The organism is Chitinophaga sp. CCNWYY40, assembly GCF_037483205.1.
Taxonomy (GTDB): domain Bacteria; phylum Bacteroidota; class Bacteroidia; order Chitinophagales; family Chitinophagaceae; genus Chitinophaga; species Chitinophaga ginsengisegetis.
In genome coordinates this window covers 368,349-392,690 of the sequence record NZ_JBBHLF010000002.1, presented here as the reverse complement: position 1 = coordinate 392,690, position 24,342 = coordinate 368,349, and the positions used below count along the sequence as shown (strand labels likewise).

Genomic DNA, 24,342 nt, shown 5'->3' with positions numbered 1-24,342 from the left:
CATATGCCGGTTTATTATATCAACAGCTACGATATCATTAATGAAGAAGAATATGCAAAGTACGGTCCGCCGGTTATTCAACTATTGCATAAATACGGCGCCGAAGTACTGGCATCAGACCTGCAGGCCATCGCTGTGGAAGGAACGGTAAAGAAGATGAATGCAGTGATTAAATTTCCGTCGGAAGCTGCCGCGCTGCAATGCTACAATGATCCGGAATATCAGCCGCTGAAGGCTATCAGGTGGCGTTCTACTGACAATTGCAGTATGACGCTGGTACATGGATTGGAGTGATGCGTTCATCACGATGAGTAAGAGATTTTTCCCAAACGGCCGGTTCCTGTTAACCGGCTGTTTTATAGTATTTCTATATATCCGTCCGTTCCATTCACGCGGATGCGTTGTCCGTCTTTGATCAACGTGGTGGCATTCTCTACGCCCACAATGGCCGGTAAGCCATATTCACGTGCAATCACCGCTCCGTGGGTCATCAATCCGCCTACCTCGGTGACCAGGCCCTTTACAGACACGAATAACGGCGTCCAGCTGGGGTCCGTAAATGCTGTCACTAATATATCTCCCGCTTCCAGATCAGCATCTTCCATGTTCAGGATAACACGTGCCCTCCCCTCTATCACTCCCGAAGAAACGGGCAATCCTACGATTGCGTTTGCGGGGAGATTTTCCCGTTTATACTTCCCCGTTATGATTTCACCGTCAGACGTGATAACACGCGGAGGAGTTAGTTTTTCATATAATTTGTACTCGTTTTTCCGTTTGGAGATGAGCTGGTGATCCAGTTTGTTGGTACGTACCACTTCGTGCAATTCTTCAAAAGTGAGATAGTATATATCTTCTTTTTCATGGATAACGTTGGCCCGCAGGAGTTGTTCCGCTTCTTTCAGTAACGCCTGCTTATAAACGAAGAAGCGGCTAATAATGCCGTATTTCGGATACTCACGATAACCGGCGAAGTTCCGGAGCAGGCTGATCATTTGTGCTGTTTCCGCGGCTTTTTGTTCGCCATCCGGTAATTGCCTCAACCTGGCTAATAATTCCTGTTCTTTCTTCAAGGCTTCCTGCTTCCCCTCCTCAAATTTCCGCTTGCCGGCGCCGGGCTCAAGGTTTTTAATGTTACTTAGCATCATCGGAATAAGTGTAGCCGGGTTTTCGCTCCAACGGGTTCTCGTAATATCAATTTCGCCTGCACACCGCATTCCGTATTTATTGAGATAAGTATCGATAGCATTCCGCGCTTCGGGTCCACCATTAAACCTGTCCAGTTCATCTAAAAAGTCATCCTCCTTTACCTGTTGTAAATAGTTAATTACTTCCGGGTAAGGGCGGATCACATCAGCAACATCCAATAGCTCCAGGCCCATTTCCGAGGTGATATTGTTGGGGGCAGACTGGGCAAGGGTATCTGCTGCATTTTTTTCGCCTAACCATGTGTTCATGTTTTCATTGATCCAGATGGAAGCATCTGCAGAAGCCATGATTGCACTCATATTTTGCGGATCAAATAAGCTCTTCTTTGATTGCTGACTATCTTCCAGGATAAAGTCAAATAAGTCCGGCCCTGATTTCGTTTGAATGTTTTGTTTTAACGCTGCTATCGATGTTTGAAAACGCCGGATCAGATCCGAAACGATCGCCGGATCATTTTTAATCCGGTCCAGGATATCTGCGGCCGATTTACCACTACTGGTCAGGGCAGGGTTCAACACTTTGTTATCGGGTAGCGGCTTTATAAAACCTTCCCGCTCCGTGATGGTTATCAATGCGTCTTTTATGAGCGGCTCGTGTTGTCCGATGGCATCTATCATCGTTTTTCTGCCGGTGGGCGTGGCCAGGCTATCCGTAATATCAACAAACAATCTTCCACCGGCTTTAAACATTGGCCGGGAAGCGGTCAGTTGCCATAAAGACAATCCCAGTGGTTTCATAGGATCCGTCATCATTTGCTGATGACCGACAGATATATACACGTGATTTCCCTGGTCATCCACTTCAGGGACCGGGTATAATGTAGTGATTGGCCTGCTCTGAACAATATAAAATGTATCATCTGCCAGGCACCATTCAATATCCTGCGGACTACCAAAATAAGCCTCGATCTTTCTTCCGGTATGTGCCAGCTGTAAAATTTGCTGATCAGTAAGTACCTGCATCTTTTGCTGATCAGGGCTGAGTTGGCGGGTCACTGTTCCTCCTTCTTCTTTTCCATAGATGGCCAGTTTTTTGGTTCCTATCATCTTACCGGTAATTTCCCCCTCCTGTACCTTATAGCAATCGGCAGATACCAGACCGGAAACCAGTGCTTCTCCAAGTCCAAAACCTGCATCGATGGAGAGCTGCTTCCGGTTAGCGGTAACCGGATCAGCCGTAAATAAAATTCCGGAAGCCTGTGGGAAAACCATTTTCTGAACAACAACAGATAAATAAACCTGGCTGTGATCAAATCCGTTTTGTATCCGGTAGATGATTGCACGATCTGTGAACAGGGAAGCCCAACATTTGCTGATGTGCTTCAGGATGGCCGGTTTCCCGGTAATGTTCAGGTAGGTATCCTGCTGCCCGGCAAAGGATGCCGTGGGCAGGTCTTCCGCTGTAGCGCTGGAACGCACGGCAAAGGCGTCTTTTTCATCAAACTTTGTGAGATAGGCGCCAATCTCTCCGGCGATGTCCTCTGCAATAGGTATTCTTTCGATGACCATACGGATTTTTGCGCCCAGTTCACGGATCCTTTCCCGCTCTTCTGCATTAAACCTTGTTAATTCACTCAGCAAGCTGTTAAGCGCTTCATTATTTCCGGTTACTTTTTTATACGCTTCTGTAGTAACACAAAAGCCTCCCGGCACCTGTATCCCCTCTATCCCGGACAGTTCGCCCAGATTGGCGCCCTTTCCTCCCACTAGCATCAGTTTTGTGCTGTTGATCTCCTGAAAACCAAGTACAAATTGATCCATATGTTGTCCCTCCTTTTACTGGTAAAAAATTAAGTGAAGAATGTGCTATGCCGTCAAAAATACAAGGTATGACGCGTCAAAACACCGTTTCTTAACTATATTTTTTTCTGCACAATAACGATAATAGCAGGGACGTTTTATTCCAAAATAGAGGGGATTGGGAAGCGCTGTTACTACTGTTTCTTCATCGCATATTTCAGGTACATATCGCCATCAGAGCTGGACTTCACCACGTACCACTTCTTATTATCACTCAGCAAAAGTTCATACGAAACGCCGTTTTTATTTGTAAGCTCTGTAACGCCGGCGATGTGTTTGTCAGCATATTCTTTCTTTACCGTTAGCAACACACTCAGAGGTAATTCACTTTCCCCGCAGTAGCGTAAAGCGTAAACGAGCGTACCTGCTTTATCGTACCATATTCTGCACTGCGTTTCATCCCTGGTGAAAGAAACGATGTAGTATTCATTGTCTTCCACCCACCGGGTACATTTCGCATCGGGAAATGCCTGACTGAATAGGCGGAGTACGGTGTCGGTGGGCGCTGCCACTGCCTGAGATAACCAAAGTGCGGCCATTGCCACCAGAAGGAGGATCTTTTTTATACTAAGAAAATTCCGTTTCATAATTTACAATTTAATTGAGGTGATTTTGTTTCTGAATGTAAAATTAGAACAGTCACCATCCTTTAAATTGTACAAAACGGAACAAAGCCTATATTTCCTTCTGAGAAGTAAGAAGTGCTGGTAAGGTTACTTCCCGGATGCCTCTGCGATACTTCGGACATGGGTATCTGATGGACTATCCATGCACTATCTATACTGTTCGCATGCACTCCTCATGCACTCCTCATGCACTATTGATGCACTATCCATGCACTCAGGCTGCCAGAGCCTGCTTTTCTCATTAAAAAAACATATTACAAGATTGTTGTTATGATTCAATAATTTTCCATGATGCAACGCTATCATCTTTGCCCAGTGCTTTTTTCAAATACTGCATGATAAAATCAGCCGCGGCATCCAGATTGCCTGGATCACGCTCCTACGTACAATACTCGTTTGCTTTCCAATCGACCAGGCTCAGGTCATCTTTCTCATATGTATCCAAATCCCATTGCTTTAGCTGTATGGTGGGGTCGTTGGTAAAAGGATAATATACATTCAGCATATCCCAGGTAAACTGAAACCAGTATTCGGGAGTTGTTGTGTGCTCAAACGAAATGATACACTTCGTGTTCCCGTCAATGGCTAAGTCCATCACTTTTTGCAGATATCCCTTCATGTTTATTTGTTCCATATTCTTTTTTTAATATTACCTGGCAGATTTTAATGCTCCTTTTATGACCGTCCTTTTTTATTTTGGGTTAAGCTGTTGGGCTGCAGCTTCCTCTTGTATACGGGTGGCATGATTACGTTCTAATTCCTGTCGTTGTTTTTTGTTTAGCCGCTCCTTTTTTACAAAACGGCAGAAGCCAAAATACGATTGCGGGTACGCACCAAAATGTATGTTTTTTTGTTCTTCATCCCAATGAACGGCATAAGCATCGTTAGCTACGCTATCACTGCTCCAAAAAAGGCTTAACTGCAGGCTTTGTTTATATATATCCGGTTCTGCCTTATGTCCCGGAAGAAAAAGAAGTAACTCATCTTTCAGCAAGGCCTGGTAGGATGCAGCCGTACTATCTGGCTGGTAAGGGCCAAATATTTTTCTAAAATAGGGTAACTCGCCCGAATAGGCAACTTTGCCATAAGCCAGGAACAGGCCGGCCAGTTCTTCGGAGGTTGGAAGTCGCCAGCCTTCGGGGCAAGCCTGTTGTGCCAGCTTCCAGGTATACGTTCGTCCTTCAGGACCGATGGGGTTATGCCGTGGGGTGAAGAAAAAGCTCGAACCGGGCAACCCGATTCTTGCATTACTCATTGTCCATAATTTGCCATTAATACGGCCTGTCAGATAACGACTGCCATCCCGCTTATCTATCAGAACAGCATATCCTCCTTTCTTCCGTACAATTTTAGAACTTCCGGCGCAGCTACCTAACATGATAAGTGCAAGCGCCGGGCCGCATAGTTTCCTGCATGCATTCGTGATCATATCCAAAAGTAACCACAGGGAGAAGTATAATAAATACCTGCTTACAGGTATTTATCTGCCGGTAAAACTGTATTATTTTTGATTCTTTTGAAGAAGCCAATACCCGTTTACATTTTACCCTCGCACACTTGCAGATGTTATTAAAATGAAATAATTGATGACCCAAAATAATCTTCTTAAAATATTACCGCTGTTAATAAGCAGCTTTTTTTATTTTACTTCCTGCGCGCAAGAAATCGAATATGCCGTACCACCAGGACAGTTTAGTCACATACAACCTATGAGCGAGGGGCTCATGAGCGCAAAAGCAAAAAAAGATGGGTTATATGGTTTTATCAATGCCGGGGGTGAGTGGAAAATACCCGCCCAATATCATCTATCATCCCCGTTTAGTGAAGGCTTAGCATCGGTAGTACCGGAGGGTGCTGATCTGTATGGCTACATTAACAAAACAGGAAAACTGGTTATAGAAACAAGATTCAAAGACACAAGGCCTTTCTCCTGTGGACGCGCCATTGTGTGGCTCCCCGACGGCAAAGGCTGGGCTTGTATCAACAGTAACGGTAAAATAATATTTACGGCCGAAAGTATAAAAGCCGAACCTACCAGTATGCCCAATATGTTTAAGGAAGGACTGCTGGAAGTTTTCCAGGCAGATAAAGATAACAATTTCCGCCACGGATTTGCAGATACTGCCGGCCGGTTGGTTATCCCCTATCAGTATAGCAATACCTTTTATTTTTCGGATAACGTGGCGGTAGTAACAGTAACAAATAAATCAGGCAACTCAAACGAAGAAGACGAATACCATGCAATAATTGATAAAAAAGGTACTACCCTGTTAACCATTGCCAACAATAAACAAGACGTAACAATATTTAAAACAGGCATAGCCAGGTTTCTTGAAAATGGACATTATGGATTAATGGATAAGAAAGGTACAATAAGGCTGGCTCCCCGTTTTGATGTGTTGCCACCAGATTACAATGGCGGGCCGCTTTGGGGCATAATACATGGAAAGGCCGATGGCAGCAAAGAAGGCTTTCTGTACCTATTGGACAGCAATTTTACAGAAACAGGCAAATTACTCCTTTATACCACAGGCAAACGTATTACAGGTACTGAGGGCAATTTCAGCGAAGGATTACTGGCGGTAAGACAAGATGAATTATGGGGTTATGTTGACCAAAGTGGCAAATGGGTAATACAACCACAATTTACCGAAGCCGCGCAATTTTATGAAGGGCTTGCTATTGTGAGAAATAGTGAGAATATAGTAAGCATTATTAAGAACCCAATGAAAAAGAACTAATCTCCGGAGACCTTGAAAATGATAAAGTATTACAAAACAGACGAAAAAGGGCAGCTACTTTACAAAGAAGCCTGGTTTGATGAGCAAAAAAAATTGACCGTTTGTAGATGATGAAAGAGCAGTAAGTAGTATCAAAACTTGTTTAAAGGAGTATCGGCTTGACCTTAACAAAGCAAGGATTGCAACAAAACATGAAGGTAAAAATTTTCTGTACCGTTCTATTACTATTCGGCATTATGGCACAAGCACAAGAAGGTAAAACTTATACGGCATTGGTCAATGATCTACGCTCAAAAGATAAAGACGGCGGTAAAATCAGATCAGAATATTATATGCTCAACTTTAAAAAAGATGAGGTACTCATTTTACCTTATACTATAGTTACTGAACAAGGAAACCACAAATATAATACAAGAGCCAGCCATAATGGCGACTGGATGCACGGCACGTGGTACCAATCCGATGGCAGTATCTATGTATATGGCCTCCCCGATGAAGAAAATGATGTAGCCGCCATATTAAAAAAAGAAGGCAATAATTTAGTATCTGTCCATGGCCGGAAAATAGTATTCAGGCCACAACAGCTGTCGCCTGATTCGTTAACCGGAAAAACTTATGAGCGCTATTTATATCCGGATAACTATGCCTTTCTTCGCTTTGATAAAGACGGCGTAAAAATGGGCTACCGGGGGCATGATGGTGTTAAAGATAGTGCGGGGACCGACATCAGAGCAAATAATACCGGCAGGTGGACACGGCATGCCAGGGTTGCCTTTGAAAGCAACCCACACAACAAATACAAATGGACGACAGATGGGCAGTACATTTTTGTATTTGGTTTTAATAATTGGACTATGGCCATGGTTAAAGACGATAAGGTGGTGGTTTTACATGATGGTATAGAGATAGAAATGCACCCAATAGAATGAAAACAAAACTTTTTTATACGGCGCTGTTATTGCTGTACAACATTCTTGTTTGTGCACAAACTGATAAAAGCTACACGGCATTACAAAAACACTTTTCTATGAAAAAAGGAGAAGATGTAAACGACATATGGGAATATTACCTGCTTGATTTTAAGAAAGACCAGGTAGGCATATTAAGGTACGGTATTTATTCTCAACAGCAGGGAGGTAATTACTACTACACGCTTGCATCTGTTGATGATGAGTGGACTTACCATAAATGGCAACAGCAAAACGGCATTATCCAAATAGATTACCTGCCGGAAGAGGATGTTGCAAAAAAACTGAAAATAGCCGGTGATAGTTTAGTAAGCATTAATGACAACCAAATAGTATTCAGGGAACGTAAGAATCCACAACCAGCAGATACGGTAGTCGAAAAAACTTATGTGACTCATTCCGCTAATAACTATCTTGCCTTTAGTTTTGATAAAGACAGCGTAGAGATAGCTCATTGGAAAGACATTGGCGACAAGGAAAAAGTATTTGTTTATGATGAAACCGAGAAGCCCAGGAAATATAAATGGTTAGCTGATGGCGATTATATCCTTATGCTGGGCTTCGAACCGATTAATGTGGCAATTTTCAAAAATAATACGGTTATAGGTTTCTATTTCAGGAAAGGCAGAAGAATACCAATGACATTAGAAACACGTAAACCAGGTAAAAACGTTCAGTGAGAGATGTTTACGGAAATATATCCTACTCACCTGAAATATATACGGAATCTTTAGGGTTATATAATATCAAATGTTTTATACCGGTTGGAAAATTCATCGATGCTGTTTCCATTAGCTTTTTTACCGCCATTTGAACCTCATTATAATTTAAATCAGCTGCCTGTGTTACCACGATGCTGATACCAGTTTTACCATTTATACGGGAAAAATTCCCATAAGTATAAGGACCAAATTCAACCTTCGCTGCCACATCCTTTAATCTCAAAGCTGTATCGGCATTACTACGGACAATCATATTTCCATACTCAACAAGCTGGGTATGCTCACTTTTGCACTTAATAATATAATCAGAAGTCCGTTTACCATTCTTGTATAATATCCCCGTTACCGCTTCCAATTTATCATCCGGAATAGTGGCCAATACTTCCTTCAGCGTTAAATTTAAAGCGGCCATCTGCTCTTTATTTAACCAGATACGCATCAACGAATCTTTATTCTCATCAAAAGTAATCAAATGACTGACCCCGGGAACCCGTTGTATTCCGGGAACAATATTGATTGCGGCATAATTAGCCAGGAATGCCTGATCATATGGCCCGGTATTTTCCGAATACAAATTAACCGCCATAACTATAGGCTCATTTTTTCTGAGAACGGTGATGCCAGACTGTACTACCTGTGCAGGCAGTTGTCCTGAAGCTACGGAAACCAGGTTTGAAATATTCACTGCGGCCAGGTCCAGATCAGTACCTGGTTTAAAGTAAATGGTAATAATTAATGAGCCATCGCTACTTGCGGTATAGGTCATATAATCCATGTTTTCAACATTATGAAAGATGGAATCTTTTAATGGCGGAGTTACTGAGCCTAATACAGTTCTGACATCAGCTCCAGGATAAAGCGCCCTCACCTGTATTGAAGGCAAGGCCATATGAGGGAATTGCTGTCCGGGTGATGCCATCCCGGCGCAACTAACCAGGATAATGGATATAGCATAAATAACCGTGGCAGATACAAGCCATTTCAAAAGTTTCTTAAACATCTGTTTTGTAATTATTCAACAAGGAAAAATAACTTCAAATATTGGGCTGCTACAAGGTAACTTATATTTAGATTAAATTTCGACCTAAGCACTCCTTCATTTTTTTGCAGTAGCGTAAACGAGTGCACCTGCTTTATCACACCATATCCTGCACTACGTTTTATCCCTGGTAAAAGAAACAGTATAGTACCCGCTGTCTTCCACCCACCGGGTATATTTCGCATCGGCAAATGCCTGGCTGAACAGGCGGAGCACGGTGTCGGTGGGTGCTACCACTGCCCTACTATGCGTCTCAAAAAAATACAAGATAAATTTCTCCTAACCGGCTACATTCTGGCAGGTTTTTGTAGATTAGCGCCCGATATCTGAACCACATGAGAAAAGTACTGTTTTTGCTATTACTGGCGCATCAGGGATGGGCACAACCAACCGCGAAGTCCGCCCAGCCAACCAAACCATCTATCGACAGCCTGTCTGTATACAACCGGCAGCTTTCTCCCCGGGAAATGAAGCAGGATCTGCAATTGTTCCTCGACATCCGTAAAAAAACCAACTCCGGTTTGTATCGCTACCGTACCCAAAAGCAGATCGACAGCATCTATAAATGGGCCTTCAGGGAGGTGCGCAAGCCTATGCCTGTACTGGGTTTTTATAAGATCATTTTGCAGTTGACCGATTTTGAAGGCAGCTGCCATAACTATACAGAGCCGCAGGCCGACCTTGTCAGGTATTTCAACCAGCAGCGAGGCTTCTTCCCTTTTGCCCTTAAATATATTGAGGGTAATATGATCTTCAATAGCAAAACAGCGCAAATCCCCGTGGGATCAAGGGTAACAAGTATCAATGGTGTTTCCGACAAGGACCTGATGCACTCTTTTTACAAATACATCACCACAGATGGCTTTACCGAAACAGGAAAGCTATCAGGCAGCGTGAACAAGAGTTATGGATTGCGTTACCTCTATGAGTATGGCATCAAAGACAGCTTTACCATCCGGTTTACCGCCCCGGGCGCCACTATGGAACAAACAGTAACGGTACCGGCTGTATCGCTGGAAGAACGGAAAGCCAACCTGGTACTGCGTCATAGCGCACCGGTAGACAGCGTGATCGATTACAACGTGCAGCCCAAATATAGTTTTAAGATGAAGAATCCTTCAACAGGTTTATTGAACCTGCGGATATTCTCAATGGCCACCGGGGCAGACGATCCGGCTTTCCCGGTGTATGTGGCATTCCTCGACAGCGTGTTCCGGGTACTTGATCAAAACAAAATACCCAACCTCATTGTAGACATCCGCAGCAATCCCGGTGGCAGTGATCCTACTTTTGAACAACCGATGATGTACCTGACGGATTCAAGTTTCAAAGAAAATAAGCTGGCTTATACCATCTTTGGTGATGGGATTGCCTATGAAGAATATTTTTGGGGTGTATCCACGGCTGTAAAGATGGACTCAGCATCCAAGGCAGCCGGGAAGCTGTTCCTGAAAGATTATTTTCCTGCATTGCAAAACGGCAGGAATATGCAGAACATCAAATACAACCCGGTGTATTACCCCAAGCAGCCCGGTTTCAAAGGAAAATTGTATTTACTTATTGACGAAGAGGTGGCATCGGCAGCATCACACCTGGCTTCTCTTGTGAAAGCCTATGCACGCAACGTTACTATTGTTGGGGTTGAAACCGTTGGCGGATATTATGTGCATAACGGCCATATGCCATTGATATATGAACTGCCTCATTCAAAAATAAAAACGAAGTTCTCCATCGTTTATGTGGAGCAGGATGCACCTGTAAAGCCGGATCAACCGGAAGGCAGGGGCATTATTCCCCATCACACGGTATGGCCTTCTTTCAGCGATTTTATGCAAAACCGCGATACCCAGATGGAATATGTGCTGAAACTCATCGCTGAGAAATCCTGACATATCCATCCGGGTAATCACAGCATATACGGCTGCGGGCCTGTTACAGCGACCAAACTGCCAGCTCGTAGCCGTCGGGATCTGTGAAGTGGAAACGCCTCCCACCGGGAAAACTAAAGATGTCCTTTACGATCTTACCTCCTGCTGCTACAATCTTTTGTTGGGTAGCTTCAATATTGTTTGAATAGAGAATGATTAAAACACTCCCTTTTACCGGTTTTCCCGTGGTGAATCCACCATCTACATAATCACCTTCAAATGCAGTATAGTCCGGTCCGTAATCGGTAAACTTCCAACCAAAACTCCTGGTGTAAAATTCTTTGGCGCGGCTGATGTCTTTTGACAGGAATTCGATATACTGTACCTGCTCATGTTTTAATTTGCCTTTAGAATGCGTGTCTGCCATAGATCATATGCTTTTTACAAAGATATAAAATGGCCGTTGTTGCCTGTTTGTAAAAAAACGACAGCATCAAGATTATCTCCTGTAGTATTGAACTCATGGTTGCTTTGATGCTCTATGTGCGTTTTGAGATAGATACCTGCGATGCGCAGCACCCCAGCTTGCTATTGTAAGGATAACAGTTTCCAGAGTTTTACCGTGTTTTGTCAATTCATATGCTACTGAAATAAGTTTTGGACTCACCACCTTGCGGGAAACGATTTTGCAATGCTCCAGCTCCTGCAATTCATCGGACAAAACTTTTGATGATATACCTGCCACCCCTCTCCGCAAATCCATAAAACGTGTTTTCCCGTTTCTCAACAGAAAACTGACAATTTGCATTTTCCATTTACCTGATAGTAACGGCATCACGTCTTTAACAACAGTGTTTAGCTTTTCAGAATTCATTATTAGTTGCTTATTACAGGGGCTTTATGCAGGTAAATGTTGTCATCGAGTTGTTGAACCAGAAAGTTGGCCAGATCAGCTCTTGTGAGAGAAAAGAATTTTATCTTTCCGTCACCTGTATATCCAATATTCAATTTCCCTTTTGGTGGCTTATTAGTCAACATGGGTAGGCGAACCACCGTCCAGTCAAGCTGGCTTTCAGCAATCTGTTTTCCCATCCCCACAATATCCTTCAATATATTACTGGCCAATACCCTGAGCATAACAACGCCAAATTCAAATCCGAATTGAAATTTATCATTTGCATCCCTGTAACTGGATGACACTGCAGCAATAAGTCGCTTTGTGCCGTTCTTTCGCATGCTATTGATTATGTTTTTAATGCCAGTTGAAACAAGCAGCCCTTTGGAATTGGTTTTCGGCCCCAATAAACTGATGACGGCATCGGCGCCTTTTATAGCCTCGTCGATTTTACCGGGTTGGGTTAATTCTCCTTTTACAATTTTAAGATTGTTGTGTTGAATGAATATTTTGGAAGGTGTTCTTGCAAACGCAGTTACCATGTGTCCGTTGTGTAATGCCCTTTCTATCACAAGAAGCCCTGCAGGTCCTGTTCCACCGAATATTGTGATGTTCATTTTTTTATTTGTTTGATGTAAAACGTGTTTCATGTTCATTTCTCTCTGATTCAAAATTAGCCTACATTTGCTTACATTTTATTAGCTGTTACCAAAAGGTTAGTACCTAATAATTTAATACTATAATTATGAAGGAAGAAAACGGGACTCCAAAAGCAGACAAAGCATTCACTGAAGAATGTGCTACTACTCTGGCCGCCGTAGCGGATGCTTTATATGCCATCGGGGGCAAATGGAAGCTAATGATCATTATTGCGATTGCAAGGGGCAACACCAGGTTTACCGAACTTCAAAAACGGGTGACGGGTATTTCTGCAAGGGTGCTTTCCAGTGAACTGAAGGAACTGGAGCTGAACGGCTTCGTTTTAAAAAAGGTATCGGTTGGATATCCGGTGCTCATTGAATATGAGCTGACACCTTACAGCCACACGCTCGAAAAGGTGGTGGCGTCATTAACTGAATGGGGTATTCAACACCGGCAGAAAGTCAAAAGTGAATTGTCTGCGGCCATATAAAGATCAATTCCGCAGAAGAAGATGTCCTTACGCTGATGGCCAAACTACCCTCCCGCCTGGCAGATGTTATCCGGGAAGAACCAGATCAGGCTATAAGCTGATAACCGCAACACAGCCCGCCATTAACAGCGGGCTGTAAAACAAAACTTAATTATCCAGTATAAAGGTGCCGGCTTCCGCCAGGCCGGGTTGCGGCTGACTGTCGAGCCCCGATATTGGTACCAGTTTAAAATATCTGAATTGCTTCCTTACAGGAAGGTTGAAATACTGTTTATTTGGATAGAGATTAAGCAGCACGGTAGTACCAAGATCTTCCCAGGTCTGGTTATCATTGCCCACCAGTATCTGCAACTCCTTTATTTTCCGGTCGCCATCTTTCTGGATGAAAACAAAACCATCTACGGAAAGCGTATCTCCCATGTCTACCGTGATCCAATGGTCAGGATAGTTGGTAGCAGGGGCGGAATAGCGCGCTATCCAGGGCGTGGAAGCGCTGTCGTCTATTAACCGTATGGCCAGCCTGCTGTTGTTAAGTTCTTCAGAGCTGAATCCGGCGATCGACCAATTCTCTTTGGTATACATCTTACGTACCGGTTCACCGGAAGGCTTCGGCACAAACGAACCGATTTTAACCGGTACACCGAAATTTGGCGTGCCATCTGCATTCCATGTAAATTTCTGTATGCGCGCATTCCGGCCACCGCCGCCAGCCGCACTGCGTGCGTGATAGATGATCCAGTCTTCCGTACCGTCCGGTGATTTGAAAAACCCATTATGACCGGGACCAAAGGCGCCACTATCAGCGTTCATCGAGAAAACAGGATTTGCTGTCTTCACCCAATCTGCAGGATTCATAGGATCCCCGTTCAGGTTAAGACTTAACAATCCCAGGCAGTAGGTATCCACCCAATAGCCGCTGCCCGAATACACAATAAACAGGCGTCCGTTGGGGTTGATGATTGCCTGCGGACCTTCGTTAATGGCGTTACCATTCATTTCCCAGGAGTATGTGGGGCTGGAGATGGCTACTTTCGCCCCCGCAATTGTCCAGGGATTACTCATGGGGGCGATGTAAATACGCTGTGGTGCAGCGCCTGCATTGCCGCCGGACCATAACATGTACATTTGCCCGTTATACTTAAAAACGGTTCCGTCTATTGCCCATTGATCCGTAGAATCGGCAACTTTTCCCTTCAATGTCCATGTTCCCTGTGTGGGATCGGCGGAATTATTTTCTACCACATACATCCGGTGATTGGCATTGGTGCCGTTATCGGCAGCAAAATAGATATACCATTTATTGTCGATTTCATGAAGTTCCGGCGCCCAGATATTTTTTGAGTACGGCATTCCCTGTGGAGGAATCCAGGCATCATATGGCGGCGCCAATGCCAGTTCAGTCATGGCGCTTGTTTTGTAAAGCACCAGTTTACTTCCCTGTGTATACATGAAATAGTACATTCCGTTCTTTTGAGTAACCCAGGGATCAGCTCCCCGTGGCATCAATGGATTCGTGAACGTGTTTTCAAGGGTAAAGTTCGCCTCATTCACTTCGTTAGCCAGATTCGCCGTTTTGGCGTTATCGGCAACCAGCTTACCGGGGCTTACTTTTTTACAGGCATAACAAAGTGCAAGACATAAACAGGCAAACAAATAGATAGCATTTTTTTTCATGGAGGAAGTGGATTAACTATTAACGCGGAAAAATGTGATACTTCTTCCTAATATACAAAATTATTCTTTGAACTTTCTCCACAAAAAAACTACCGCGTTAAAGCTGCACCGGCCCGTTTCAGGGTCAACACTGTTATTTCAGGCCATATGCCAATTCTGCCCTTTAATCCGTGAAAACCAAAGCCCCTGTTCACGTACAGGTATTTGCCCCCCTGCTTGTAAAGACCGGCCCATTGCTTGTAGAAATATTTTATCGGGCTCCATTTGAAACCAAACAGTTCAATACCAAACTGCATACCGTGCGTATGCCCGGCTAAAGTAAGATGTACATGTTGTTCATGATCTACAGTTACTTCATCCCAGTGCGACGGGTCATGCGACATCAGTATTTTAAAAGAGTGATCAGGTACCCTGGCTGTTGCTTTCTTCAAATCGCCATATTTATGAAAACCGCCTTTACCCCAGTTCTCTACACCAATGAGGGCAACGCGTTCGCCCTGTTTGTTTATTTCTACCGCTTCATTAAGCAGTAATTTAAAGCCTGTTTCTGCATGAATCTCCTTTAAACGTGTCAGATTGGCTTCTTTGGCCGCGTTACTTTCCCATTTGATATAATCGCCATAGTCGTGGTTGCCCAAAACAGAATACTTTCCATAAGGTGCTTTCAGGTTTGTAAACATGGGAATCCATTGATCCATTTCTGACGCTAAATTGTTGACCAGATCTCCCGTAAATAGCAGCAGATCGCTGTTTTGGGAATTTACGAGATCCAGTCCTTTTTGTACGCCTTTAGCGTCACTGAAGCTTCCGGAATGTACGTCCGATATCTGTGTGATCGTAAAACCGTCAAATGCTTCAGGGAGATCCGGGAAATAGAGCGTTTCCTTTCTTATCCTGTAAAAATGCCGGCCGCGTGTTACGCCAAAAATGATGACAAGAAAAATCAGTCCTGCCAGTACAAGCGCTGCCTCACTTATATACACGCTCCGTGGTGGAAAGCCCTGGAACAAACGAAGGATATCTTCAGTCAACAAAACCGGCGAAGAAAATAATTTTGGAATGAAAATCAATAGCATGGTCGTCATCAGCAGGGAAAGAAGATGCCGTACCTGCTTACCCGCTCTAAGCATGAACAATGTAGATATTATCCCTCCAATCAATAAAATATCAACAACCCAATAGCCCTGATGGAGCACCGGATTTTGAGTAAGTGTAATAACAGCCTGGTAGAAATAGATATCGCCCACCAGGAAAAGCAATAATATCAGGGAAAGTCTTTTAGCCATATAAATAAAACATGTAAATTAGTAGACGAACAACTAACAGGAATATTTTGGAAATCTGTCATCTTTTTGAACATAATTATGAATACCGACACTAAAATATGAGGCATGGACAATTCCAACACACATAATCGCATCGCAAAAATGACATTTGCCTCGGTCTATCCATTGTATGTTACAAAAGTGGAGAGGAAAGGCAGAACAAAAGAAGAATTGCACCAGATCATAGAATGGCTGACAGGCTTCGATAACAAGAAGCTGCAGGAGCTGATAGAAGAAAAGGTAACTTTTGACGCCTTCTTCCAGCGGGCATCGTTAAACCCCAATGTGCACCTCATAACAGGAGTAATCTGTGGGTACCGCGTGGAGGACATCGAAGATCCTTTGACGCAGCAGGTCAGGTATTTGGATAAGCTGGTGGATGAGCTGGCGAAGGGGCGGAAGATGGAGAAAATTTTGCGCGGATCGTGAGGTGTTCACGACAGAACTTCCCGGTTTTCGGCGTCTTACCAGGCCCAACCTGTTTTACAGCAACCGTTATTATCACTTTATTTTCTCAAAAATGTATTGTTCAATGACGGTATAATAAGAAAAATATACTCCTTTTTTCACCTCCTCTACTACTCTCGGGGAATTCAGAATCAGGTATCCTTTTTCGTCAATTCCGATTTGTGAAACCCCTGCACCTGCTTTGGCTAACTTATACATCATCATAAATCTCCTGTTTTCAATGCTATACTTAGCCGATATCATTTTTTTGAAAGCAGACTTTCCTGTTTCTTTAACATAAAGCTTGAAATGATTGTCCGAAATAACCGCAAAAGCTTCATCCTTACTTTGATCAGCCAAAAGAACGTCCGGAAGCCTGTAATATGTCTTCGTCGGAAGGTATACGGAGTCATTATATCGTATTGAACGAACATTCATCATTCGCCATGTCCCGATAAATTTCTTTGGGTCATCAACGATCGTTGTTGTGTCCAGCTGTGCGTGTGGAATGATTGAATTAGCTGTTACAGAAGTAACTACGCCATTTTGAGTAAAGCTCAGTGCAGCCTGGGTCTTTCTTAATGCGGGCGTAAGAAAATTATAGTAAATGTCAAAGTCGTTATCCCAATGAGGATATTCAAGTCGTGGTCTTGAAATTTTATAATTCAAAGGGAAATTAATACCTGTGTCTTTAGCGATTTTTGAAAGTTGCTCAAAGTCGTTGTCCTGAGCAGAAGTATCAACCGAAGCTGCTGTCAGAAATAGTACAGGCAGTGCTTTAATAAACTGATTCAGCATAGAGATAAGTCTTTACAATTGTGAATCGCGTTAAGTTCGTCGCAACGCAACAAGTTATTTCAATAGGTTGCACAATACCTAAAAATACCGAATATATTGCTTAGCTAAACTTTTCGAGCGTGTTAAAAACGTCTGGTACAAAAGCCGGGGTTGGATAAAAATAAAAATGGGCAAACCAGGATCAATTTCGATTTATCCCTTTTCGTGTCTTGGCCGTAAGACCTAAGTTCGTACGCTATAAGCATCTCCAACAGCGTATAAAGCATCTGCTATAGCTGATAGTAATGCTGTACAATCTTTAGTAAATGCTTTATTGTTTATTGCTTGATTTTCTTTCTGTTGCTCTTTTTTCACGATATCGCTTTTAAAATATTAGTCACTAACCTTTTAGTAACAACTAATAAAATGTAAGCAAATATGATCTAATATTGCCCCTGACTAGCAGAACAGATTTCAAATCCATAAAAAATGAACATTATCATATTTGGCGCAGGAAGTCCGGCCGGGCTTCTTGTGATAGGAAGATTATTGCCCAAAGTAACCACGTAGTAATATTTTAATGGACATTCTGGAGACGAATAAGCAGATCGCCAGCCAGGAAAAAGAAGTAGCATAAATGCAATTACTATAACCAAATAAAAGAATTTTTCAATATTAAATAAAAGAATATGACACCGGAAATTTTGAAAGCCAAAGAAGAATTAAGGAATTTAATAGATGCCTATGCATATCTGGGTGATGAAAAAAAGATATCTGAACAAATGCGGTTATTTACACCGGACGCTATATATAAGGTTTACATGAACGACTTTTTAGCAGCAAATGTTTCCGGAACAGGAAACCTGGAAAAAGAATTTAATGGACATGCCTCTCTGGTAAAAACCTATTTTACAATGAATGGACAGCATACAGTAAAAATAGATGGAGATACGGCGACAGGCGTTTCCTTTTCTCAAATCAAAATGATAAGAGAGTCTGAAGGGAAAAATATTATTACAGACTATAGTGTTAAATATGCTGACAGATATGTGTATCAAAGTGGAAAATGGTTAATAAAAGAACGTACAGGATATTTTATTATCGTAGAAGCAAGACCATTTAACAGTTAGGATTCCTACTCAATAAGAGTCACCATAGTCACCATAAGCACCCCGGCAAGATCAGGGAACCAGACCCAGGGGACGCTTCCAGAACACTAGAACATAAAATAACATTCCGAAAATGAAAAGATTTGACAACAAAGTTGCGGTCATCACAGGCGGCAACGGTGGTATCGGCCTTGCAGCTGCGAAACTTTTTATAGCGCATGGCGCTCATGTATATATTACCGGCCGCCGGCAGGAACAGTTGGATGATGCCGTTGCACAGATTGGATCTAATGTAACAGCGATAAAGGGTGACGTTTCAAATCTGACCGATCTGGATCACCTGATCTCGGAGGTGAAACACCGGAAATGTTTGATTTCTGCGGAGAGTATAATATCACAGCCGATGTTGAGATGATCAATATCCCAACAAATCAATGAAGCGTATGAGCGACTGCTAAAAGAAGATGTAAAATATCTATCCGGGTCCGGTCTGAATAAAAATAAAAATGGACAAATCAAGAGTAATCTCGATTTGTCCATTCAAGTGCCCAGAACTGGATTCGAACCAGCACACCCTTGCGGGCGCTGCGACCTGAACACAGTGCGTCTACCAATTTCGCCATCTGGGCAACTGATATTGTGTCAGGGCTGCAAATATAAGCAGCCATTTTATTTTTCCAAAATTTCACTGAAATATTTTTTCAGTCAACCACCGCAATTCCCCTGAAAACCAGCCCGATAAACAAATAACCCGCAAGCGTTGTTAAAATAACTATGACTTCCATCATCATCATACTCGTGCTTATTGCGCTCAACTTTTACTTCTCCATTGCGGAGATTGGTTTAATTTCGGTAGACAAATCCCTCCTCCAGCAGCAGGCAGACAACGGCAATAAAAAAGCCCTCAACGTTTTAAACCTGATCAAAGATCCGGATGAATTCCTCAGCGCCGTGCAGGTAGGCATCACGCTGGTAGGCATACTGGAAGGACTATACGGCGGCGATCTCATGGCCGCCTGGCTGGAACCGGTATTTGTTTCCTGGGGCCTGCACGAAAGCATGGCACACCTCGTGGCACTCATCGTAGGCGTAGGCGGCATCACTTACCTCACCATCGTTATCGGTGAACTGATCCCCAAAACCCTTGCCCTGCTAAACCCTCAAAAAGTATCTTACCTCATCACCCCCTCGATGATCCTCTTTTCAAAAGTTACCTATCCCTTTATCAAACTGCTTACAGCAAGCACCAAATTAATTCTCGGCCTCTTCTCCGTAGATACGATCCGTGAAGAGAAGTTAACGGAAAACGATCTGCGGAGCATGCTCACCACAGCTTATAAACAGGGACTCATAGACAAAGGAGAATTCACCCTGCATAAAAACCTGTTCTCTGCATACGACCTCACAGCCGAAAACATCATGACGCCCTCCAGCATGATCACCTATGTAAATAATGAAATGAGCAGGGAAGTAATAACGGAAACGATTAAACGTAGTATACACCGTACCTTCCCGGTAATCAGCAACAAAAGGGAAGTACTGGGCGCCCTGGGTGTAAAAGACTTCCTGCTTTATCCCGATAAACCGCTGGAAGCCTTCCTCAGCCCCGTTTCTTTCCTGTCGGTAAACCAGGCGGTGTATGATATCTTCCAGCAGCTACGCCGCGAAAATACCAATATGGGCGTGGTGATTAACGAGTACGGCGCCTGCGAAGGAATGATTTCCTATCATGATATTGTGTCCGGACTGCTGGGTGGCAGCCTGCCGGGATTCAATGCCACAGAGCGTTACCTCGTACAGCAGGAAGACAAAAGCTGGCTTACCTATGGCTATACACGACTAAGCTATATCCGCGAAACACTGAACTTTGAATGGCTCCGCGAATATGAAAAAGAAGACATTACTATCGCCGGCCTCCTCATCGATAAGCTAAAACATATCCCCGCGCCGGGCGAAAAAGTAATGCTCAACCAGGTAACCTTCGAAATAAAAAAAATGGATCATCACCGCATCGATGAAGTGGTGATCCGTACGCAAACGCTTGCGCAATAATACTTTTACTATAGTTTATGTACCATAACCTTTCTATCTTGACATAAACAACCTGATGGTTATGGTAAGAGAAACCTTCCTGCTTGGACTACTCGTTTTGCAGGGCTTTATTTCCACTGCACAAACACGAAAACCAAATATTATTTTTATTTATGCAGATGACCTGGGATATGCGGAAACCGGCCCTTACGGACAACAGAAAATAAAAACGCCTCATCTCGACCGCCTCTCTGCAGAAGGCATCCACTTTAACCAGTTTTATACCAGCACACCGGTATGCGCGCCTGCACGCTGTATGCTGCTCACCGGCCGTCATGGCGGACATTCGTATATCCGTGGGAACTATGAAATGGGCGGCTTCCCCGATTCACTGGAAGGCGGACAAATGCCTTTGCCGGAAGGTACCGTTACTATTGGCACTATGCTTCAAAAAGCAGGTTATACCACGGGCGCCATCGGCAAATGGGGACTGGGCATGCAATACAGCACCGGTGATCCTAACCGCCAGGGATTCGATTACTTCTACGGCTATCTCGATCAGAAGCAGTCGCACAGCTTCTACCCTACCCATCTCTGGGAAAACGGCAAAGCCGACAGTCTGCGTAATACCTTCATCAATGTACATCAGCCATTGTCGCCTGCCACGGCTACCGATGCCGATTTCGATTATTATAAAGGAAAGGATTATGCGATAGATGAAATGACGAAAAAAGCCACACAGTTTATCAGGAAAAATCAACAACGGCCCTTCTTTCTCTATCTCCCCTACACCATACCGCATGTGTCCCTCCAGGTACCCGACAGCGCGCTCCGGCAATACATCGGGCAGTTCAATGAAAAGCCCTACTACGGCCAGCAGGGATACAGCCCGCAGAAATACCCGCTGTCGGCCTACGCCGCCATGATCACTTACCTGGATTCACAGGTGGGCATTATCATGAACCTGGTAGCCAGCCTCGGGCTGGACAACAACACCATCATTATGTTTTCCAGCGATAACGGCACCACTTTTAACGGCGGTGTGGACGCTGCCTTCTTCAATAGCACCGGGGGCCTCAGAGGGCTTAAAATGGACCTTTACGAAGGTGGTATCCGCGAGCCTTTCATTGCCCGCTGGCCAGGAAAAATCCCGGCAGGAAAATCATCGGAGCTGCCAGCGGTTCAATACGACCTGATGGCCACCTTTGCGGCTATTGCAGGCACCCCCGCCCCACCGAACGATGGTATATCACTGCTGCCGGAAATGACCGGCAAACACGCTCAACAACCGGAAAGAAAATATCTCTATTTTGAATATCCCGAAAAGGGCGGCGCCATCGCCATCCGCATGGGAAAATGGAAAGCCATTAAAAACGGTCTGAAGAAAAATTCCGCCGCTCCGTGGGAACTGTACGACCTCAGTACCGATAAAGGAGAAGAACATGATGTGGCCGCTGCACACACCGCCATGCTGCCGGTATTCAACGACATTGTAAATAAAGAACACCGGAACGCACATATCAACGAATGGGAATTCATCCACCCAAAAACAAGCAAAACAAAATAAAAACTCCGCCGGGATTTTCAACGCTACTGAAAACCCCGGCGCCTCATTACTTGTTTTCCCACTTAAACCACTTCACCCCCAATACCACAAACACAATGGTATAGCCGGCAGCCGCCAGTAAAGCCCAGGTGGTATCCATGTTCCAGCTGGCAGGATCCAGGCTCGCCGCCAACACCTTTCTTACCACGCCGTATGGCGACCAGATCACCAGCAACCCTATCTTCTTTCCCAACACCCCAAACTCGCCAAACATGCCGATCATAATAAATATAAAGTAAACAAGACGGGTAGTAGAATTAACCGTATCCGGATTTTTGATGAGCCCTACAATGGCCTGCCCCATACCCAGGTACACAAAGCCGCCCAGCATCGCCATCAGCAAACCGGCGATATAACCTACCGGCGAAATATAGATATGATCCACAAAATAACCCACCACAAACACAAGGACCGTCATCAGTACGATCATCCCTATCTGCACAATCAAGCGGCTCATCATAATGGTCCATGCAGATACCGGCCCTACCCTCAAGCGCTGAAACACGCCCCTGTCGCGGTCGCGGGCAATACTGTTTGAATACCCCATCAACCCGATACTGGTAAGGCCGATCGTAATACAGGACGACAGCACAAACACGCCGCCCAGCTTATCCACCAATCCTTTCCACGACACTAAAATAACGAGCGACACCAACAACACCAGTCCAAACGAACGGCGGTTGCGCCACAGCGTTGTAAAATCGGCCCGCAGCAATGCGGCCATCACAGTCGTATTTTTTGGTACACTTGTTTCCATCCTGGTAGTAATTTGATCAGGAACGAACTGCCGTTCCGGTTAAACCGATAAACACATCTTCCAAAGTAACCTTCCCCTTCCTCACCACGCTCAGCACAGCCGGATCATCCCGGTGCTGCGCAATCAGCGCCTCCGGCGTATCTATGGCGATAATGCGGCCATGATCAATGATCGCAATACGGTCGCATACCGCTTCTGCTTCTTCCATCGAATGCGTGGTGAGTAATACCGCATGACCGTTGTTGCGGAAATGCTCCATCCTTTCCCATAACTGGCGCCGCGACTGCGGATCCAGCCCGGTAGTAGGTTCATCCAGCAATACCAGCTGCGGGTTATGAATAGTGGATATCACCAGCGATACCCGTTGTTGCTGCCCGCCGGAAAGCTGCGATATTTTTTTGCCGGATGCCTCCTCGAGGTTGATCTCTGCCAGCTTCTGTTTTACGGCAGCATCCTTTAAGTTTACGCCATAAATACTGGCAAACAACCGGATGATTTCGGAGATGGTCAGCTCCGGCTGAAAACTGGTAGCCTGTAACTGTACGCCCATATTGGCGCGGGCATGCAATGGTTGCTCCCTGATATCGAAACCCGCCACCGTAATACTCCCGGAAGCGGGATGCAGCAATCCCTCAATAGCGCTGAGGGTACTGGTTTTACCGGCCCCATTGGGTCCCAGCAAGCCAAAAATTTCGCCGGCATGCACTTCAAAGGAAACATCCTTTACGGCCTGGAAAGCCCCATACTGCACGTTTAGCTGGCTCACAGCCAGAACGGGAGCAGTTGCTTGTTGTTGATTGATCATCTGATCACATTTAGTTTAAACGGACGGTCGAAAATACAACAACCACGGGGATCGCCGCGGCTAAACCGGCGAATGCCACCGGAAAAGCGGTAAACGAAGGAGTTAAAACGGTGAAAGCCAACTGTCCGTTGGCGTATTTGCGTCGGCCCGTAAAAAAAGTGTGGGAAAACCAGGCTCTATAAAGTAACCAGTTGTCTGCGTAAAGCTTCCAGCACCATCCCTGTACGGCTTTGCACGTTTAACTTATTAAACAATATTTCGCGGTAACCATCCACCGTTCTTTCAGTAACGTTCATTTTAGCGGCAATGGCTTTATAGGTAAGATCACTGCAGGCCAGGTGGAGAAACTCCCGTTCCCGCTCCGTGAGCGTTTGCTTTTGTTCTGACTGCAGCAGCAACCGGCGGTAGTTAACATTGGAGGCATCGTTGTTATACTGACCGGTGGTATAAATTTCCGTTAATGCTTTTTCCAGTTCTGTGGGATGGATATCTTTCAGGAGATAGGCACAGCAACCGGCCTTCAGCATTTCTATGATCGTGGCGTCATTGTCTTTCATCGACAACGCTACTACTTTTACCGTGGGATATAATTTCAGTACTGCCTCGGTGGCCCTGGCGCCATCCATTACCGGCATATTTACATCCAGCAACAGGATGTCGGGCAATGCAGGCAGTTGTGCCAGTTTATCCAGCATCTCCCTGCCGTTCATGGCTTCCGCCACAATATGAAAGCCGGCGAAGCCGCTCACCAGTAAACTAAGTGACTTCAGGAACAACTGGTGGTCATCTGCAATACCTATGTTGATCTTCAT

General features: G+C 44.4%; 27 protein-coding genes and 1 tRNA gene. 11 read left to right on the top strand and 17 right to left on the bottom strand.

Going from position 1 to position 24,342, the window contains the following annotated elements; translation table 11 throughout:
* Positions 1-3 precede the first annotated feature (3 nt).
* Entirely contained in the window at positions 4-294 is a 291-nt protein-coding gene (locus V7S65_RS07275; RefSeq protein ID WP_111578045.1) for a DUF1330 domain-containing protein, read from the top strand.
* A 62-nt stretch (positions 295-356) separates the two neighbouring features.
* Here the strand turns inward: V7S65_RS07275 and ppsA are convergent, their stop codons facing one another.
* The 4 genes from ppsA to V7S65_RS07255 form a co-directional block, all read right to left on the bottom strand.
* Entirely contained in the window at positions 357-2,969 is a 2,613-nt protein-coding gene (gene ppsA / locus V7S65_RS07270) for a phosphoenolpyruvate synthase (RefSeq protein WP_336388691.1), read from the bottom strand.
* A gap of 173 nt (positions 2,970-3,142) precedes the next feature.
* On the bottom strand, positions 3,143-3,595 hold the full coding sequence (locus tag V7S65_RS07265) for a hypothetical protein (protein ID WP_336388692.1): 453 nt from the start codon (positions 3,593-3,595) through the stop codon (positions 3,143-3,145).
* A 418-nt stretch (positions 3,596-4,013) separates the two neighbouring features.
* Positions 4,014-4,268 (bottom strand): hypothetical protein, encoded by a 255-nt coding sequence (locus V7S65_RS07260; RefSeq protein ID WP_336388693.1) that lies wholly within the window; start codon positions 4,266-4,268, stop codon positions 4,014-4,016.
* 57 nt (positions 4,269-4,325) lie between these two features.
* The gene (locus V7S65_RS07255) at positions 4,326-5,012 is read right to left on the bottom strand and encodes an FISUMP domain-containing protein (RefSeq protein WP_339545662.1); all 687 of its coding nucleotides are present in this window, start codon (positions 5,010-5,012) and stop codon (positions 4,326-4,328) included.
* A 331-nt stretch (positions 5,013-5,343) separates the two neighbouring features.
* On the opposite strand from V7S65_RS07255, the gene V7S65_RS07250 reads away from it, so the two are divergent.
* From V7S65_RS07250 to V7S65_RS07240, 3 genes are all read left to right on the top strand, one after another.
* Positions 5,344-6,375, top strand: a complete 1,032-nt coding sequence (locus V7S65_RS07250) for a WG repeat-containing protein (RefSeq protein ID WP_336388695.1) — start codon at positions 5,344-5,346, stop codon at positions 6,373-6,375.
* Positions 6,376-6,566: 191 nt separating this feature from the next.
* Positions 6,567-7,304: a hypothetical protein gene (locus V7S65_RS07245; RefSeq protein WP_339545407.1), complete on the top strand. Its 738-nt coding sequence runs from the start codon at positions 6,567-6,569 to the stop codon at positions 7,302-7,304.
* Between the two features lie 98 nt (positions 7,305-7,402).
* Positions 7,403-8,023 carry a hypothetical protein gene (locus tag V7S65_RS07240; RefSeq protein WP_339545405.1) on the top strand — a complete coding sequence of 207 codons (621 nt, stop codon included), beginning with the start codon at positions 7,403-7,405 and terminating at the stop codon, positions 8,021-8,023.
* A gap of 22 nt (positions 8,024-8,045) precedes the next feature.
* Here V7S65_RS07240 and V7S65_RS07235 read toward each other — a convergent pair whose 3' ends face one another.
* Positions 8,046-9,065, bottom strand: a complete 1,020-nt coding sequence (locus V7S65_RS07235) for an efflux RND transporter permease subunit (RefSeq protein WP_336388698.1) — start codon at positions 9,063-9,065, stop codon at positions 8,046-8,048.
* Between the two features lie 153 nt (positions 9,066-9,218).
* Positions 9,219-9,371: a hypothetical protein gene (locus V7S65_RS07230; protein ID WP_336388699.1), complete on the bottom strand. Its 153-nt coding sequence runs from the start codon at positions 9,369-9,371 to the stop codon at positions 9,219-9,221.
* Positions 9,372-9,439: 68 nt separating this feature from the next.
* Here V7S65_RS07230 and V7S65_RS07225 point away from each other — a divergent pair, with 68 nt between their 5' ends.
* Positions 9,440-10,993, top strand: coding sequence for a S41 family peptidase (locus V7S65_RS07225; protein WP_336388700.1), 1,554 nt, complete (start codon positions 9,440-9,442; stop codon positions 10,991-10,993).
* A 43-nt stretch (positions 10,994-11,036) separates the two neighbouring features.
* On the opposite strand, the gene V7S65_RS07220 is transcribed toward V7S65_RS07225, so the two are convergent.
* The 3 genes from V7S65_RS07220 to V7S65_RS07210 all read right to left on the bottom strand — a co-directional run bounded on the left by V7S65_RS07220 (position 11,037) and on the right by V7S65_RS07210 (position 12,484).
* Entirely contained in the window at positions 11,037-11,399 is a 363-nt protein-coding gene (locus V7S65_RS07220) for a VOC family protein (protein WP_079467514.1), read from the bottom strand.
* Positions 11,400-11,492: 93 nt separating this feature from the next.
* Complete coding sequence (locus tag V7S65_RS07215; RefSeq protein WP_336388701.1) at positions 11,493-11,846, bottom strand: winged helix-turn-helix transcriptional regulator; 354 nt, start codon at positions 11,844-11,846, stop codon at positions 11,493-11,495.
* 2 nt (positions 11,847-11,848) lie between these two features.
* A complete protein-coding gene (locus V7S65_RS07210; RefSeq protein ID WP_336388702.1) occupies positions 11,849-12,484 on the bottom strand; it encodes an NAD(P)-dependent oxidoreductase in 636 nt (211 codons plus the stop codon).
* Between the two features lie 128 nt (positions 12,485-12,612).
* On the opposite strand from V7S65_RS07210, the gene V7S65_RS07205 reads away from it, so the two are divergent.
* Positions 12,613-12,999 (top strand): winged helix-turn-helix transcriptional regulator, encoded by a 387-nt coding sequence (locus tag V7S65_RS07205; RefSeq protein ID WP_336388703.1) that lies wholly within the window; start codon positions 12,613-12,615, stop codon positions 12,997-12,999.
* 147 nt (positions 13,000-13,146) lie between these two features.
* On the opposite strand, the gene V7S65_RS07200 is transcribed toward V7S65_RS07205, so the two are convergent.
* Together V7S65_RS07200 and V7S65_RS07195 are read right to left on the bottom strand one after the other, a co-directional pair.
* Positions 13,147-14,673 (bottom strand): family 43 glycosylhydrolase, encoded by a 1,527-nt coding sequence (locus V7S65_RS07200; protein WP_079467515.1) that lies wholly within the window; start codon positions 14,671-14,673, stop codon positions 13,147-13,149.
* Positions 14,674-14,762: 89 nt separating this feature from the next.
* Entirely contained in the window at positions 14,763-15,959 is a 1,197-nt protein-coding gene (locus tag V7S65_RS07195) for a metallophosphoesterase (RefSeq protein WP_079467516.1), read from the bottom strand.
* A gap of 105 nt (positions 15,960-16,064) precedes the next feature.
* Here V7S65_RS07195 and V7S65_RS07190 point away from each other — a divergent pair, with 105 nt between their 5' ends.
* Complete coding sequence (locus V7S65_RS07190; protein WP_111578036.1) at positions 16,065-16,427, top strand: DUF2200 domain-containing protein; 363 nt, start codon at positions 16,065-16,067, stop codon at positions 16,425-16,427.
* A 72-nt stretch (positions 16,428-16,499) separates the two neighbouring features.
* Here the strand turns inward: V7S65_RS07190 and V7S65_RS07185 are convergent, their stop codons facing one another.
* Together V7S65_RS07185 and V7S65_RS07180 are read right to left on the bottom strand one after the other, a co-directional pair.
* The gene (locus V7S65_RS07185) at positions 16,500-17,243 is read right to left on the bottom strand and encodes a hypothetical protein (RefSeq protein WP_336388704.1); all 744 of its coding nucleotides are present in this window, start codon (positions 17,241-17,243) and stop codon (positions 16,500-16,502) included.
* Between the two features lie 222 nt (positions 17,244-17,465).
* Entirely contained in the window at positions 17,466-17,597 is a 132-nt protein-coding gene (locus V7S65_RS07180) for a hypothetical protein (RefSeq protein WP_336388705.1), read from the bottom strand.
* A 314-nt stretch (positions 17,598-17,911) separates the two neighbouring features.
* Here V7S65_RS07180 and V7S65_RS07175 point away from each other — a divergent pair, with 314 nt between their 5' ends.
* Both V7S65_RS07175 and V7S65_RS07170 read left to right on the top strand, forming a co-directional pair.
* The gene (locus V7S65_RS07175; protein ID WP_336388706.1) at positions 17,912-18,352 is read left to right on the top strand and encodes a nuclear transport factor 2 family protein; all 441 of its coding nucleotides are present in this window, start codon (positions 17,912-17,914) and stop codon (positions 18,350-18,352) included.
* A gap of 112 nt (positions 18,353-18,464) precedes the next feature.
* Positions 18,465-18,746, top strand: coding sequence for an SDR family NAD(P)-dependent oxidoreductase (locus V7S65_RS07170; protein WP_336388707.1), 282 nt, complete (start codon positions 18,465-18,467; stop codon positions 18,744-18,746).
* Positions 18,747-18,876: 130 nt separating this feature from the next.
* On the opposite strand, the gene V7S65_RS07165 is transcribed toward V7S65_RS07170, so the two are convergent.
* Positions 18,877-18,960 (bottom strand) — tRNA-Leu (locus V7S65_RS07165).
* Between the two features lie 145 nt (positions 18,961-19,105).
* Here V7S65_RS07165 and V7S65_RS07160 point away from each other — a divergent pair.
* Both V7S65_RS07160 and V7S65_RS07155 read left to right on the top strand, forming a co-directional pair.
* On the top strand, positions 19,106-20,383 hold the full coding sequence (locus tag V7S65_RS07160) for a hemolysin family protein (protein ID WP_336388708.1): 1,278 nt from the start codon (positions 19,106-19,108) through the stop codon (positions 20,381-20,383).
* Positions 20,384-20,444: 61 nt separating this feature from the next.
* Positions 20,445-21,929: an arylsulfatase gene (locus V7S65_RS07155; protein WP_336388709.1), complete on the top strand. Its 1,485-nt coding sequence runs from the start codon at positions 20,445-20,447 to the stop codon at positions 21,927-21,929.
* Between the two features lie 46 nt (positions 21,930-21,975).
* On the opposite strand, the gene V7S65_RS07150 is transcribed toward V7S65_RS07155, so the two are convergent.
* The 3 genes from V7S65_RS07150 to V7S65_RS07140 form a co-directional block, all read right to left on the bottom strand.
* Positions 21,976-22,725 carry an ABC transporter permease gene (locus tag V7S65_RS07150; RefSeq protein WP_336388710.1) on the bottom strand — a complete coding sequence of 250 codons (750 nt, stop codon included), beginning with the start codon at positions 22,723-22,725 and terminating at the stop codon, positions 21,976-21,978.
* Between the two features lie 16 nt (positions 22,726-22,741).
* Positions 22,742-23,530: an ABC transporter ATP-binding protein gene (locus tag V7S65_RS07145; RefSeq protein ID WP_336388711.1), complete on the bottom strand. Its 789-nt coding sequence runs from the start codon at positions 23,528-23,530 to the stop codon at positions 22,742-22,744.
* A gap of 176 nt (positions 23,531-23,706) precedes the next feature.
* Positions 23,707-24,342 carry a response regulator transcription factor gene (locus V7S65_RS07140; RefSeq protein WP_079467524.1) on the bottom strand — a complete coding sequence of 212 codons (636 nt, stop codon included), beginning with the start codon at positions 24,340-24,342 and terminating at the stop codon, positions 23,707-23,709.

What these genes read in the sequence shown, in the direction of transcription:
- V7S65_RS07275 (WP_111578045.1), top strand. Translation starts at nt 4, where the DNA reads ATGCCGGTTTATTATATCAACAGCTACGATATCATTAATGAAGAAGAA.
- ppsA (WP_336388691.1), bottom strand. Translation starts at nt 2,969, where the DNA reads ATGGATCAATTTGTACTTGGTTTTCAGGAGATCAACAGCACAAAACTG.
- V7S65_RS07265 (WP_336388692.1), bottom strand. Translation starts at nt 3,595, where the DNA reads ATGAAACGGAATTTTCTTAGTATAAAAAAGATCCTCCTTCTGGTGGCA.
- V7S65_RS07260 (WP_336388693.1), bottom strand. Translation starts at nt 4,268, where the DNA reads ATGGAACAAATAAACATGAAGGGATATCTGCAAAAAGTGATGGACTTA.
- V7S65_RS07255 (WP_339545662.1), bottom strand. Translation starts at nt 5,012, where the DNA reads ATGTTAGGTAGCTGCGCCGGAAGTTCTAAAATTGTACGGAAGAAAGGA.
- V7S65_RS07250 (WP_336388695.1), top strand. Translation starts at nt 5,344, where the DNA reads ATGAGCGAGGGGCTCATGAGCGCAAAAGCAAAAAAAGATGGGTTATAT.
- V7S65_RS07245 (WP_339545407.1), top strand. Translation starts at nt 6,567, where the DNA reads ATGAAGGTAAAAATTTTCTGTACCGTTCTATTACTATTCGGCATTATG.
- V7S65_RS07240 (WP_339545405.1), top strand. Translation starts at nt 7,403, where the DNA reads ATGAAAAAAGGAGAAGATGTAAACGACATATGGGAATATTACCTGCTT.
- V7S65_RS07235 (WP_336388698.1), bottom strand. Translation starts at nt 9,065, where the DNA reads ATGTTTAAGAAACTTTTGAAATGGCTTGTATCTGCCACGGTTATTTAT.
- V7S65_RS07225 (WP_336388700.1), top strand. Translation starts at nt 9,440, where the DNA reads ATGAGAAAAGTACTGTTTTTGCTATTACTGGCGCATCAGGGATGGGCA.
- V7S65_RS07220 (WP_079467514.1), bottom strand. Translation starts at nt 11,399, where the DNA reads ATGGCAGACACGCATTCTAAAGGCAAATTAAAACATGAGCAGGTACAG.
- V7S65_RS07215 (WP_336388701.1), bottom strand. Translation starts at nt 11,846, where the DNA reads ATGAATTCTGAAAAGCTAAACACTGTTGTTAAAGACGTGATGCCGTTA.
- V7S65_RS07210 (WP_336388702.1), bottom strand. Translation starts at nt 12,484, where the DNA reads ATGAACATCACAATATTCGGTGGAACAGGACCTGCAGGGCTTCTTGTG.
- V7S65_RS07205 (WP_336388703.1), top strand. Translation starts at nt 12,613, where the DNA reads ATGAAGGAAGAAAACGGGACTCCAAAAGCAGACAAAGCATTCACTGAA.
- V7S65_RS07200 (WP_079467515.1), bottom strand. Translation starts at nt 14,673, where the DNA reads ATGAAAAAAAATGCTATCTATTTGTTTGCCTGTTTATGTCTTGCACTT.
- V7S65_RS07195 (WP_079467516.1), bottom strand. Translation starts at nt 15,959, where the DNA reads ATGGCTAAAAGACTTTCCCTGATATTATTGCTTTTCCTGGTGGGCGAT.
- V7S65_RS07190 (WP_111578036.1), top strand. Translation starts at nt 16,065, where the DNA reads ATGGACAATTCCAACACACATAATCGCATCGCAAAAATGACATTTGCC.
- V7S65_RS07185 (WP_336388704.1), bottom strand. Translation starts at nt 17,243, where the DNA reads ATGCTGAATCAGTTTATTAAAGCACTGCCTGTACTATTTCTGACAGCA.
- V7S65_RS07175 (WP_336388706.1), top strand. Translation starts at nt 17,912, where the DNA reads ATGACACCGGAAATTTTGAAAGCCAAAGAAGAATTAAGGAATTTAATA.
- V7S65_RS07170 (WP_336388707.1), top strand. Translation starts at nt 18,465, where the DNA reads ATGAAAAGATTTGACAACAAAGTTGCGGTCATCACAGGCGGCAACGGT.
- V7S65_RS07160 (WP_336388708.1), top strand. Translation starts at nt 19,106, where the DNA reads ATGACTTCCATCATCATCATACTCGTGCTTATTGCGCTCAACTTTTAC.
- V7S65_RS07155 (WP_336388709.1), top strand. Translation starts at nt 20,445, where the DNA reads ATGGTAAGAGAAACCTTCCTGCTTGGACTACTCGTTTTGCAGGGCTTT.
- V7S65_RS07150 (WP_336388710.1), bottom strand. Translation starts at nt 22,725, where the DNA reads ATGGAAACAAGTGTACCAAAAAATACGACTGTGATGGCCGCATTGCTG.
- V7S65_RS07145 (WP_336388711.1), bottom strand. Translation starts at nt 23,530, where the DNA reads ATGATCAATCAACAACAAGCAACTGCTCCCGTTCTGGCTGTGAGCCAG.
- V7S65_RS07140 (WP_079467524.1), bottom strand. Translation starts at nt 24,342, where the DNA reads ATGAAGATCAACATAGGTATTGCAGATGACCACCAGTTGTTCCTGAAG.